Origin of the sequence: Gordonia sp. 852002-50816_SCH5313054-c, assembly GCF_001665925.1 — a bacterium.
Classification (GTDB): domain Bacteria; phylum Actinomycetota; class Actinomycetes; order Mycobacteriales; family Mycobacteriaceae; genus Gordonia; species Gordonia jacobaea.
This window is the reverse complement of sequence record NZ_LZTE01000034.1, coordinates 237,604-250,301: the sequence shown is the minus strand read 5'-3', so window position 1 is coordinate 250,301 and position 12,698 is coordinate 237,604. Positions and strand designations below refer to the sequence as shown.

The 12,698-nt window shown below is 65.3% G+C and carries 12 protein-coding genes; 3 read left to right on the top strand and 9 right to left on the bottom strand.

All coding sequences use genetic code 11. From position 1 onward, the window contains the following. Positions 1-16 precede the first annotated feature (16 nt). Positions 17-1,060, bottom strand: coding sequence for a recombinase RecA (gene recA / locus A5788_RS07190; RefSeq protein ID WP_005204544.1), 1,044 nt, complete (start codon positions 1,058-1,060; stop codon positions 17-19). A 570-nt stretch (positions 1,061-1,630) separates the two neighbouring features. Between recA and A5788_RS07185 the strand changes: the two genes are divergently transcribed. After that, positions 1,631-2,908, top strand: a complete 1,278-nt coding sequence (locus A5788_RS07185) for a reverse transcriptase family protein (RefSeq protein WP_064869904.1) — start codon at positions 1,631-1,633, stop codon at positions 2,906-2,908. Positions 2,909-2,938: 30 nt separating this feature from the next. Here A5788_RS07185 and A5788_RS07180 read toward each other — a convergent pair whose 3' ends face one another. From A5788_RS07180 to pgsA, 5 genes are all read right to left on the bottom strand, one after another. Beyond that, complete coding sequence (locus A5788_RS07180; protein ID WP_005204540.1) at positions 2,939-3,133, bottom strand: DUF3046 domain-containing protein; 195 nt, start codon at positions 3,131-3,133, stop codon at positions 2,939-2,941. 9 nt (positions 3,134-3,142) lie between these two features. After that, positions 3,143-4,099, bottom strand: coding sequence for a glycosyltransferase (locus tag A5788_RS07175; RefSeq protein ID WP_005204538.1), 957 nt, complete (start codon positions 4,097-4,099; stop codon positions 3,143-3,145). Between the two features lie 242 nt (positions 4,100-4,341). Then, positions 4,342-5,163, bottom strand: coding sequence for a phage shock protein PspA (pspA, locus tag A5788_RS07170; RefSeq protein WP_039855087.1), 822 nt, complete (start codon positions 5,161-5,163; stop codon positions 4,342-4,344). 157 nt (positions 5,164-5,320) lie between these two features. After that, entirely contained in the window at positions 5,321-5,665 is a 345-nt protein-coding gene (locus tag A5788_RS07165) for a helix-turn-helix domain-containing protein (protein ID WP_005204535.1), read from the bottom strand. A gap of 224 nt (positions 5,666-5,889) precedes the next feature. Next, a complete protein-coding gene (gene pgsA, locus A5788_RS07160; RefSeq protein WP_064869902.1) occupies positions 5,890-6,576 on the bottom strand; it encodes a CDP-diacylglycerol--glycerol-3-phosphate 3-phosphatidyltransferase in 687 nt (228 codons plus the stop codon). 37 nt (positions 6,577-6,613) lie between these two features. Here pgsA and A5788_RS07155 point away from each other — a divergent pair, with 37 nt between their 5' ends. Together A5788_RS07155 and A5788_RS07150 are read left to right on the top strand one after the other, a co-directional pair. After that, a complete protein-coding gene (locus tag A5788_RS07155; protein WP_064869901.1) occupies positions 6,614-7,168 on the top strand; it encodes an amino-acid N-acetyltransferase in 555 nt (184 codons plus the stop codon). A gap of 78 nt (positions 7,169-7,246) precedes the next feature. Further along, positions 7,247-7,531, top strand: coding sequence for a YciI family protein (locus A5788_RS07150; RefSeq protein WP_064869900.1), 285 nt, complete (start codon positions 7,247-7,249; stop codon positions 7,529-7,531). Between the two features lie 36 nt (positions 7,532-7,567). On the opposite strand, the gene A5788_RS07145 is transcribed toward A5788_RS07150, so the two are convergent. The 3 genes from A5788_RS07145 to A5788_RS07135 all read right to left on the bottom strand — a co-directional run bounded on the left by A5788_RS07145 (position 7,568) and on the right by A5788_RS07135 (position 12,665). Then, entirely contained in the window at positions 7,568-8,578 is a 1,011-nt protein-coding gene (locus A5788_RS07145; protein WP_064869899.1) for a TerC family protein, read from the bottom strand. Positions 8,579-8,844: 266 nt separating this feature from the next. Beyond that, positions 8,845-11,859, bottom strand: coding sequence for an FtsK/SpoIIIE family DNA translocase (locus tag A5788_RS07140; protein WP_231894183.1), 3,015 nt, complete (start codon positions 11,857-11,859; stop codon positions 8,845-8,847). Between the two features lie 173 nt (positions 11,860-12,032). Further along, positions 12,033-12,665 (bottom strand): TIGR03085 family metal-binding protein, encoded by a 633-nt coding sequence (locus tag A5788_RS07135; protein ID WP_064869922.1) that lies wholly within the window; start codon positions 12,663-12,665, stop codon positions 12,033-12,035. Positions 12,666-12,698 lie beyond the last annotated feature (33 nt).

The window sequence follows — 12,698 nt, the reverse complement described above, 5'->3', positions numbered from 1 at the left end:
CGGCGATGCGCGCAGATCAGAATTCCACCGGCGCGGGTGCGATGTCGTCGGCGTCGACGACCGCACCGATACCCAGCTTCTCCTTGATCTTCTTCTCGACCTCGTCGCGGATGTCGGTGTTCTCCAACAAGAACTTTCGGGCGTTCTCTTTGCCCTGGCCGAGCTGGTCGCCCTCGTAGGTGAACCATGAGCCGGACTTGCGGATGAATCCCTCGGCCACACCCATGTCGATGAGTGAGCCCTCCTTGGAGATGCCCTGGCCGTAGAGGATGTCGAACTCGGCCTGCTTGAACGGCGGTGCGACCTTGTTCTTGACCACCTTGACGCGAGTGCGGTTACCCACGGCGTCGGTGCCGTCCTTGAGGGTTTCGATACGACGCACGTCGAGTCGCACCGACGAGTAGAACTTCAGCGCCTTGCCGCCCGTGGTGGTCTCGGGCGAGCCGAACATCACGCCGATCTTCTCGCGGAGCTGGTTGATGAAGATCGCGGTGGTCTTGGAACTGCTCAACGCCGACGTCATCTTGCGCAGCGCCTGGCTCATCAGGCGCGCCTGCAGACCGACGTGGCTGTCGCCCATCTCGCCCTCGATCTCGGCGCGGGGCACCAGCGCGGCCACCGAGTCGATGACCAGGATGTCGAGCGCGCCGGAACGGATCAGCATGTCGGCGATCTCCAGAGCCTGCTCACCGGTGTCGGGCTGGGAGACCAACAGTGCATCGGTGTCGACACCGAGCTTGGCCGCATAGTCGGGATCGAGGGCGTGCTCTGCGTCGATGAATGCGGCGATACCACCCGCAGCCTGGGCGTTGGCCACCGCGTGGAGTGCGACGGTGGTCTTACCCGACGACTCCGGGCCGTAGATCTCGACGACACGACCGCGAGGCAGACCGCCGATACCGAGCGCGACGTCGAGTGCGATGGACCCGGTCGGGATCACCTCGATCGGCTGCCTGCTCTCCTCACCGAGGCGCATCACCGAGCCCTTGCCGAAGTTCTTGTCGATCTGGGCCAGCGCGAGGTCGAGAGCCTTCTCGCGGTCCTGGGGAGCTGCAGCCATGGAATCTCTCCTTGTTCGGGATGGTTGAGGTTTGTCTGTGCCGTCCTGCGTGCTACGCGCTGAACGTGTTGTCTTCGAGGCCGTTGTTCGTTTCATGTTGCGTTGGACGCTAGTCGGTGGGTCTGACAAAACCGGGTCTGGCAAGTCCGGGTCTGGCAAAAACCGGTCTGGCAGAATCTCTGACGCATCCGGGGTCGCTGTGGTTCCACTCAATACAGCATTGCGCGAACACGTGTTCGACGGCAAGCGCGACACGCGGGCGAGGGTCGATTCGCCACCACCTGGTGGCGCCACCATCCGACAGCAGCGACGTTCGGCCGAAATATCGCATCGACGGTCTTTCGTCGAAGAAACAACTAGGGTCGTCGACGTGGGCGGCCGGGGTGAGAGTGGATCGAGAGATCCGTCTCAGGGGCAACCCCTGGGTACACATCACAGTTGGTTCCTGCGTCCGACGCCGCTCCGCACGCTGCGCGTGCCAGCCGGCGACGAGTACTCGGCTCGTGGTCACCCCGGCCGTCCATCCGCCCCCGTCACGCCATCCGCCCCCGTCGCGGCTGCCCGATCACGATGACCCGACCGCAACCGCCGTTCACCACCGATCAGGTCAGGGTCCTCGCAGCGGCCATCGCCGACAGGATCGTCGACTGGACGTGGCCCGCGGTCGTTCAAGCCGTCGGCATCGAGCTACCCGCGGAGATCTGCGTCGACGTCGCACAGGAGGCCTTCGCCCTCACACCGGACGAGCCCGCGCACACCGCTGAGATCTTTCGGCTGGCTCTGGTTCCCTGGACGGTGCCCGATCCGCCTGCCACGCGCGTCGTCGAACTTCCCGGTCCGCCACCGGCGACGGCACTCGCCCACGACCTCCCCTTGCTGTCCGACGTCGAACAGTTCGCCGTATGGCTGGACTTCACGGTGCCCGAACTCGAATGGTTCGCCGATCGCGGTACCTGGTTGCGTACCGCGAACCCGCGGCTGCGGCACTATCGGGTGTTCCGCCGCGAGAAACGTTCCGGGGTGCGCGTCATCGAGGCACCCAAGCCGCGGATGCGTGAGACGCAGCGTCGGCTCCTGCGCAGGCTCGTCGTGCGAATCCCCGCTCACCCGGCCGCGCGCGGATTCGAGCCGGGCTCCTCACCGGCCGCCTTCGCGTGGCCGCACAGCGACCGTACGACGGTGCTGCGCGTCGACCTGTTGCACTGCTTCGAATCGATCGGGGTGGGCCGGGTCCGTCGGATCTTCGACGAGGTCGGCTATCCACCGCACATCGCACGTCTTCTCGCCGAACTGTGCACGACATCGACGCCCGCCGACCAGCTTTCGGGAATCGACTATGCGCACGCGAGCCTGCTCCGACGACGCCATCTCCCCCAGGGCTCTCCGACGTCACCGCATCTCGCGAATCTCGCTCTCGCACAGGTGGATCGACGTATCGCAGGCTATGCCAACGCCAACGGCCTGCGCTATACCCGATACGGCGACGACCTCGCGGTCTCCGGCGACGACCTCGACCTCCCACGTGCACTGTGGACCGTTACGCGCATCGTCGACGACTGCGGTTTCGCCGTCAACACCAAGAAGACCCGCGTCATGCATCGCCATCAGCAGCAGCGGCTGGCAGGGCTCGTCGTCAACGACCGTCCCCGCGTATCGCGCCACGACTACGACGCCCTGCGCGCACTGCTACACAATGCTGCGCTCACCGGGGCACAAGCGCAGAACCATCACGGGCACAACGACTTTCGTGCCCACGTCTACGGCTTGATCGCCTGGATCGGGGCCACCGGAGAGGTCCGCAGACAGCGCCTGCTCGACATGGCCGATCGCGTCGACTGGACTGCGTGACTCGTCGGCCCCGAACTCACCGCGTGGGTGTCACCACCGCGAGCGCGGAACGTCGAAGTCGCGGCAGATCGCCACCCAGACGTCACGGGGATCGACGCCTTCTTCGATGGCTTGAGCCCCGGTCCGGCCACCGAACTCGATGAGCACGTGATCGGCCAGGATCGCATCAGCCGACGACACCCCGAACTGGGTTGTCATCAGCTCCGTGAACTCCGTGAGACGCACTCGGCCAGCCTACGTTCCCGCCGACGCGAGCACGCCGCGCAGCACCTCGATCGGGTCGGTCACCGCGGTCGCCGACTCTCGTGCCCGGGCTGCAGCAGCGGCGTGGGCAGGATCGCGCAGTACCGCCTCGATCGCCTCCGCAATCGACGCCGCGTCGGCGGGCCGAACAAGCACACCACTGCCCTGCCTGCTCACCCGATTCGCCAGTTCCCACTGGTCACCGCCGCCGGGAACGACGACGACGGGGACTCCGGCCAACAACGACTTCGCGAGCATTCCGTGGCCACCACCGCACACCACGAGGTCAGCATCGGCAAGCAACTCGTCCTGGCGACCGAGTCCGAAGCTCACCGTCGCCGCGCCTGCACGCGCAAGTGTCTCCGGTGCAGGCGGGTCCAGTGACGAGATCACGGCACGTATCGGGGTCCGTGACGCTATCGCGCCGAGTGCGCCGAGCGTCTCGTCGAGCAGGTCCGGGCAACCGGTGACCGCGGTCGACGGCGCTATTACGATCAGCGGCCCTTCGCCCGAAGGCCGTTCGAAGATCTGAGTGGTCGGCTCCCAGAGAAGCGGACCGACGAGATGGGTGTCGCGCGGCCAATCCGGTCGCCAGACCTCCAAGGCGGGAAGGGTCGCGATGAGTCGGGCGGCAGGCGACGGTACCCGATCCGCAAGACCGATGCCGCTGCGCGCTGCGGCGCGCTGACGCACACCGAGCGCGACGGAACGATTGCTTGCGGCGCGCATCGCTGTATCGCGCAATCGGCCACGGAACCCGCGGCCGGGCGTCATACCTGCCCCGACCGGCGGCAGCCCCTTCGACGGCGCGTACAGCGGGTGCGGCGACAGTTCGACGAACGGTAGCCCGGTCAACTCTGCAGCCCACGATCCGGCAACGGTGATGACGTCCGAGAGCACCAGGTCGATACGTCGACTCGCCAGCACCGGCGCGAGGCGCACGGCCATGCGAGCCGCTCGTCCGCTCAGCTTCTCTCCGGCGTCGAGGTCGTCGTCGGCGTCGTCTGGCCGCAGTTCCGGGAGTTCTGCAATGTCGATGCCCCGACTACCGGCCGCGGCGTACCACTGCGTGCCGGTGAATACGGTCGATTGCCAACCGATGTCGCGGCAGCGCTCGGCGAGTGCGAACGCTGGAAAAGCGTGCCCGGCGTCTGGTCCGGCAACGATCCCGACGCGGGGCGGTGTACCCGTCAGTTGCTGGTGGGGGGCTCGGTCGCAGGCTGCGTCGGCTGCTGGGCAGGGGTCGCGTTCTGAGCCGGCTGGGCCGCGGTACCACCGGACGGTAGCGCTCCGCCGTTCATGCTGGCCCTGATCTGCTCGAGGCGCGAGTGGCCTGCCATCTGAACGCTGGCCTGCTGCACCTCCTGCATGCGGCCCTGAACGCTGTTCTTGGCCAGTTCGGCCGAGCCCAGTGCGTTGGCGTAGCGGCGTTCGATCTTGTCGCGCACCTGATCGAGGTTCGGGGTGTTCCCGGGTACCGACAGTTCGCTCATCTGGTTGAGCGACGCCGACACCTGCTCCTGCATCTTGGCCTGCTCGAGCTGGCTGAGGAGCTTCGACCGCTCGGCAAGCTTCTGCTGCAGAATCATCGCGTTGCGTTCGACAGCATGCTTGGCCTGCTCAGCGGCCTGCAACGACTGATCGTGGAGGGCCTTCAGATCTTCGACGCTCTGCTCCGCGGTGACGAGCTGCGCGGCGAACGCCTCAGCAGCGTTCGTGTACTCCTGGGCCTTCTGCGTGTCGCCTGCGGCTGTCGCCTGATCGGCGAGAGTCAGCGCCTGACGAGTATTCGCCTGGAGCTTCTCGATCTCCTCGAGTTGCCGATTGAGCTTCATCTCGAGCTGACGCTGATTGCCGATGACGGCGGCCGCCTGCTGTGACAGTGCCTGGTGCTGACGCTGTGCGTCTTCGATGGCCTGCTGGATCTGGATCTTCGGATCGGCGTTCTCGTCGATCTTCGCGTTGCCTGCTGCCATCAGGTAGCGCCACAGCTTCACGAACGGATTCGCCATGCTCTTCGTCAACTCCATTCAGCGTCGTCGAACCTCGGTCCGACAGGTCTTATCGATTCAGCGGGTCTCAACGACTCGGCCGGTCTTATCGATTCAGCGGGGTCTGTCGATGTACTGAGACCAATCTAGCGCCTACCCACCGACAGATTGGCACTTGTCAGGCAGCGGCAAGCGCAGTGGTCCGGTGAGTGTCGGGCGATGGGATGACGACCTTCGGGGAACCGAGACCCGATTCGCCCGCCAATGCCATCGCATCGGCGTCGGCTGTCTCAGGTCGCATGGCCGTGCCGACGTCGAGAAGCAGGTCGGCGATCTCGACGTCGAGAGCATCACAGATCGAGGCGAGCAGTTCGCTCGACGCCTCTTTCTGGCCGCGTTCCACCTCGGACAGATATCCCAGACTGACCCGTGCATTCGTGGATACTTCGCGCAGCGTTCGGCCTTGCTGGGTACGCACCCGGCGCAAGCTGTCGCCAAGCGCTTCGCGCAAGAGCATCGCCATCGAGTCTCCTCTCGGTGTCTGTGTCGTGTCTCGGTGTCTGTGTCGTGTGTCTGTCTCTTGTGTCCGTTCGGCTTCAACGCCGGAGACAGCCGATACGTTCCCGAACCTTCGCACACCGTCCCCCGTGTGTCTGCACGACACTAGTCCGAAGTTCCGACAGTCGCCGTACGCCGTTCGTCCGCGCGTCGCAACTGCGCGCGACGTCGACTAGTGGCGCGTACCCATCACACGGTGTCGGAATGGCGGTGCGGCGAAGGCGGAAGGGAATCGGAAGTCTTGCGGGACCCGGGAGCCTTGCGTAGCGAACCGGTCCTCGAGTCCGACCGAGCTGCCCGAACGCGCACACGTAGCGCCTGCCAGGTGTAGTCGACGCCCGTCACCACGGTCACAGCGACGGCGGCCCACATGATCACCATCGCGATCGTGTGCCACACACCGTGCAACGGAAGCACCAGGAGGCCGATACCGACCGACTGCAGCAACGTTTTCAGCTTGCCGCCGCGGCTCGCCGGGATCACCGCGTATCGAATCACCCAGAAGCGCAGGAGCGTCACCCACAACTCGCGGACCAGGATGATGCCGGTCACCCACCAGCTCAGATCACCCAGGATCGACAGACCGATAAGAGCCGCACCGATCAGGGCCTTGTCGGCGATCGGATCCGCCATCTTCCCGAAGTCGGTCACGAGTCCGCGTTCGCGGGCCAGCCTGCCGTCGACTCTGTCTGTGAATGCGGCACCCGCGAAGATGACGGCGGCGACGACCCGCCACACCGTGTTGTGCCCGCCGTCGATGAAGAGCACTGCGATGAACACGGGAACCAGCAGGATGCGGAACACCGTCAGCGCATTGGCGATGTTGACCACCGGCACCGGGTCGACCGGGTCGGTGATGTGATCGGGAGTCCGCACCCCTCCAGCCTATCTGTCGCGACTAGGCTCAGATGCCGTGCCCACTGCCGAACAGGAAACGGTGCCCCTCATACGCCGCGCCCGCACGTCCGACGTGCCGCGCATCAAGGAGCTCATCGACCTCTACGCGGGCAGAATCCTGCTCGAGAAGAACCTCGTCACGCTGTATGAGGCGGTCCAGGAGTTCTGGGTGGCTGAGGTCGACGACGTCGTGGTGGGTTGCGGTGCGCTGCATGTCCTCTGGGCTGATCTGGGCGAAGTACGTACCGTCGCGGTCGACACCCGCTTCTCCGGCCGCGGGATAGGGCACCTCCTCGTGGGGCAGCTGATGTCGGTCGCCCGGGAACTACAACTGTCCCGGGTCTTCGTGCTGACCTTTGAGACCGCGTTCTTCGGTAGGCACGGTTTTCGCGAAATCCAGGGCACCCCCGTCACCCGGGAGGTCTACGAAGAGATGTGCCGCTCGTACGACACCGGCGTCGCCGAGTTCCTCGATCTGAGCTACGTCAAGCCGAACACCCTCGGCAACACACGCATGCTCGCCCACCTCGACAAGCACGTCGACGAGGGTTCGAGCGACCAGACGCCGTAATCACCTCACCCGCCAGACACGAACAAGTCACCCAGACGAACAAGACACCCACACGAACAAGGCACAAGGAGCGACATCGTGGCGATTTTCGCAGTCCATTACACCTACGGTCCCGCCAAGGCGGCTGTGCGAGACCAGCACCGGGCATTGCACCGCGAGTGGTTGGCCGAGGAGTTCAAGGCAGGCAATGTGCTGATGACCGGTCCCTACCCCGACGGCTCGGGCGCGTTGATCCTCGTACGGGGCACCGACCTCGACGAGGCCGAGGTGTTCATCGCCAACGATCCGTTCAACGCGCACCAGGCTATCGACGGCGTACGGGTCGTCGAGTGGACCCAGGTGTACGGCCCCTTCACCGACTAGGTCGGCCCGCCGTACACCCGGGGCAGGTCGACGACGCTACTCGTCGTGTCGGACCGCCGGTTCACTCGATGTCGCACCCTTGTGCTTCGACCAGAGCAGGCTCGCCACCGTGGTGATCACGAGTGTCGCGAGGATGACCGACAACGACAGCACCGTCGAGATCTCCGGTACCGCGACATGCTCGCCGCCGTTGATGAACGGCAGCGTGTTCTCGTGGAGTGCGTGCAGCACGAGCTTCACACCGATGAAGCCGAGGATGAACGAGAGACCGTAGGACAGGAACACCAGCCGGTCGAGTAGCCCGCCGAGCAGGAAGTAGAGCTGTCGAAGGCCCATCAACGCGAACGCATTGGCCGTGAACACGAGGTACGGCTCTTGTGTGAGGCCGTAGATCGCGGGAATCGAGTCGAGCGCGAACAAGACGTCGGTGAAACCGATGACGATCAGGACGAGCAGCATCGGCGTGGCCCAGCGCTTGCCGTTGATCCTGGTGAACAGCTTGTCGCCGTCGTACTCGTCGCTGGTGCGCAAACGCTTCTTGAGGAAACGCTCAAGCCTCGTCTCGCGCTCCTCCTCGTGCTCGACGGGGTCGTCACTCTCTCGGAGCAGCTTGATCGCCGTGAAGATGAGGAAGGCGCCGAAGAGGTAGAACACCCAGCTATAGGCGTTGATCGCGGCGGCGCCGACGGCGATGAACGCGCCACGCATCACCAGCGCCATCACGATGCCGAGAAGCAGTACCTTCTGTTGGTACTCGCGTGGCACCGCGAACTTGCTCATGATGATCACGAACACGAAGAGGTTGTCGACGGACAACGCCTTCTCGGTGACGTAGCCGGCGAAGTACTCACCGCCGTAGGTCCCGCCCCATTGCCACCAGACGAAGAGACCGAAGACGACGGCGATCGAAATGTAGATTGCCGACCACGTTCCGGATTCGCGGAGCGACGGCGCGTGTGGAACACGCACGTGGGCGAAGAAGTCGAAGACGAAGAGGCCGAGGATCACCACACAGGTGATCGCCCAGACAGTGGGAGAAACATTCACGAAAGGTCTACCTCCAGCGCGCAGCACAAAACGGTTGCGATGCCAGAGGTCTCTCCCGCCCGGCGCCGCCTCGTACTGTGCAGCGATGAATCCGGACCAGTTGTCCGGGCCGGGGGTGTCGCGCGATGATCTGCATCGTCGACCTCCCGACCGTATTGACGGACAGACTGCGAGGTTGGGGATACTCCCCTCTTCGATCTGCCGACCACTTTAACAGTTGAATGAAGCCGAGGTATATCCCGTTCGTCCGCTATGCCCGAAACGCGCTATTCGTCGCTGCTTCCGGTGTCGCCACCACCGGTGATCGACGCGATGACCCCTGCGAGATCGTCCGGCTTCACCAGCACCTCGCGCGCCTTCGACCCCTCGCTCGGACCCACGACACCACGCGTCTCCATGAGGTCCATCAGTCGCCCGGCCTTGGCGAACCCGACGCGCAGCTTGCGCTGCAACATCGACGTCGAGCCGAACTGGCTCGACACGACGAGTTCGATGGCCTGCAGCAGATCGTCGAGATCGTTGCCGATATCGCCGTCGATGTCCTTCTTGTCGCCGGCCTTGGCTGTCGTCACGCCCTCGGTGTACTCGGGATCGGCCTGCTCACGTGCGTAGTCGACGACGGCCGCGATCTCCTCGTCGGTGATGAACGCTCCCTGCATACGGACAGGCTTGTTCGCGCCCATCGGAAGGAACAGTCCGTCGCCCATGCCGATGAGCTTCTCGGCGCCGGGCTGATCGAGGATGACGCGGGAGTCGGTCAGCGACGACGTCGCGAACGCCAATCGCGACGGCACGTTGGTCTTGATCAGACCGGTGACGACGTCGACGGAGGGTCGCTGGGTCGCCAACACGAGGTGGATACCGGCCGCACGTGCCTTCTGTGTGATGCGGACGATCGCATCCTCGACGTCGCGTGGGGCGGTCATCATCAGGTCGGCGAGCTCGTCGACGATGGCAAGGATGTACGGATACGGCTTGTAGACGCGTTCGGAACCGAGAGGCGTCGTGATCTCGCCCGAGGCCACCTTGCTGTTGAAGTCGTCGATGTGGCGCACCCGCGACGCCTTCATGTCCTGATAGCGCTGCTCCATCTCCTCGACGAGCCACGCGAGCGCAGCAGCAGCCTTCTTGGGCTGCGTGATGATCGGTGTGATCAGGTGCGGAATACCCTCGTACGGCGTGAGTTCAACCATCTTCGGGTCGATGAGGATCATCCGCACCTGCTCCGGCGTGGCGCGCGTCAGCAGCGACACGAGCATCGAGTTCACGAAGCTCGACTTACCCGAACCCGTCGAACCAGCGACCAGCAGATGCGGCATCTTCGCGAGGTTGGCGCTCACGAAATCGCCCTCGATGTCCTTACCCAGGCCGATCACCAGCGGATGCGAGTCCTTGCGGGTCGACGGCGCCTTGAGGACGTCTGCCAGGCGCACCATCTCCCGATCGGAGTTGGGCACCTCGATACCGACCGCGGATTTACCCGGGATGGGTGCGAGCAACCGCACGTTGTCGGTGGCCACCGCGTAGGCGATGTTGCGCTGCAGCGCGGTGATCTTCTCGACCTTCACACCGGGACCGAGCTCCACCTCGTATCGCGTGACGGTCGGTCCGCGGGTGTACCCGGTGACCGCCGCGTCGATCTTGAACTGCTCGAGCACCCCGGTGATGCGATCGATCATGTCGTCGTTCGTCTGGCTACCGCGCTTGGGCGGGTCACCGTCGACGAGCAACGTCGCCGGCGGCAGGCGGTAGTCGCCTTCGACATCGGCGAGCACAAGGGCATCCGAGTCGGCGGCAGTGTCGACGGCAGGCTCCGGTGCTGCGGGCCGCGCGGGCGCAGACGTCTCGCGACTGCGCGACTTGGCAACCTCGCCTGCGCGCTTGCGGGTCGTCCTGGTACCCGGCCGCGCGATCTGCTCGGTGACCTCGTCGACGACGGGTTCGGTCAGCATGTCGTCGAAGTTGTCAGTCGGTGCGTCTGCCACGTCGACGGTCGGTGTCGGCACCGCGATGGGTGCGCTACGCCGGTCCGAGCGCGCAGTGCGCCGCCGGGGACGCACCGTCGAGTCGTCGTCGGGCGGGTAGTTCTCGTACGGGTCGTCGGAGCGGAGACCCGATGCCGAACGAGACCATCCACCGGTGGCGAAGTCGTCGTCAGCATCGACGGCGTCATCGTCATAGGCCGCATCGTCGTCGTACTCGGCGTCGTCGTACTCGGCGTCCTCGTACTCGGCGTCGTCGTCCCACGGGAGATCGTCGTCGTCGATGCGCCCGCCGCCCAGTCCGAGCCAGCCCGCGGCAGCGTCGACAACCTCGCGGATCGTGCGGCCGGAGAGAATCAGGACACCGAAAGCGATGCACAGCACCAGGATCGGTACCGACACCCACGCGGTGACGCCCGCGGTGAGTGGCGTTCCGACGACGTATCCGACGAATCCGCCCGCATGTGACCGGCCGGGAAAGTCCTCGGGCGCCCCGGCCACCAGGTGCATCAGACCGAGCAGCGGCAGCACGATCAGCAACGCGCCACCGATGTACCTGGCGCGCTTGTCTGGGTTCGGACCCCGTCGCATCAACACGACTGCACCCGCGGCGAGCGCGACGGGCACCAACAGTGCAGCGGTTCCGACGATGGCCCGCACGAGAGCGTCGATGAACGCGCCGACCGGACCGGCAGCTCCGAGCCAGACACCAACCGACACGAGGAGAGCCAGAGCAAGCAGCGCAAGCCCTATGCCGTCGCGCCGATGCGAATGGCCCTGTGCTCCGGAGACCTGCCGATCGGCCCGTCCCTCGAAACCGTCGACGTCATCGGCGGTCAGGTAATCGTCGTCGATGTCGCGAAAGTCCTCGTCGACCACCGAAGGCGAGGTCGAGTGCCCACCACCCGCACGTGCGACAGAACCGACCCCCCGCGCCAGCAGCGACCACGCTCCACCGAGACCGCGGCCCACTCCCCGACCGACAACTGCGCCCGCGGAGCGTCGACTGATGTCGGCGGATTGCTGCTTACGGACCTGTTGCTGGCGGCCTGAGCCCTGCTTTCGCCCCGAACCCTGCTTGCTGGTCGACGATGTCGATGCTGTGCGTGTGCGTCCGGTACCGCTGGTGCGCGAGCCTGCGGCGCGGCTCCCCGACCCTGCCGCAGGTCGCCGCCCGCCCGTGCTCTGCTGACGGCTCGACGCCCGTCCCCCCGTTGCACCCCGTCCCGCCGCTGCACGCTGTCCACCGCTTGCGCGTGACGCGGCCGCGGCCGAACTCGTGCCTGCCTTCGAAGCCATACGGACAGACTAGTGGTCACCCATCACCTGAGTCACATACACAACACAGGCAACACAACTGTGTGTCGAATTCGTAACCCTTGGACCGACTCGAGCGCCGCTGCGATTTTCGCGAACTCGCAGTTCAACGCTCGAATCAGCGGATTCGTACGGGGAGATTCACACTGGGAAACTCATACCGAGCGGGTGGTTGCCAATACTGCCGCGACCGCATCGGGGTCGCCGGACCATGTGATGGCCACGGGAGCGCGGCCGTAGGCAAACAGAAGCAACTCACCGACGGTCCCGGTGGCCGTTACCGGCTCGCCCGACCCTGTGACCAGTATGTTCTCGCCGTCCGGTGTCGCAAGCGTGAGCCGAGCAGGCATCGACCGCAGCGTGAGCTTCCCCATACCCTTCAGCGGGGTACGCAGCGCCTGTGTCATGTCGGCACTCAGCTCGCGTGGAGTCCACGGTCCATCGGGATCGGATGCGCCGCGCAAGAGGTCCTCGTGGTGGATGAACATCTCGGCGACGTTGGCCCACCTGTCGACAGGGCGGAACATCGAATACCACGGCGGGCCGTCGGCGACCTCCTCGACGAGGTCGGGCCATGGCTTGGCCGCGGCATTGGCCTGCACCTTTTCGGTATGTCCGGCCAAGGGACTCACGACGATTCCGAGGGCTGCGTCGGGCCGACGCTCACGGATAACCAGGTGCGCCGCGAGGTCGCGGGCGTCCCAGTCGCCACACAACGTGGGCGCATCGGGTCCGACGGTCCGTAGCGTCGCGGCCAACTCCGCGCGTTCCGACTGTGCAAGACTCACCACCCCAGCCTAACCAGCCCGCGGGTGGCACTG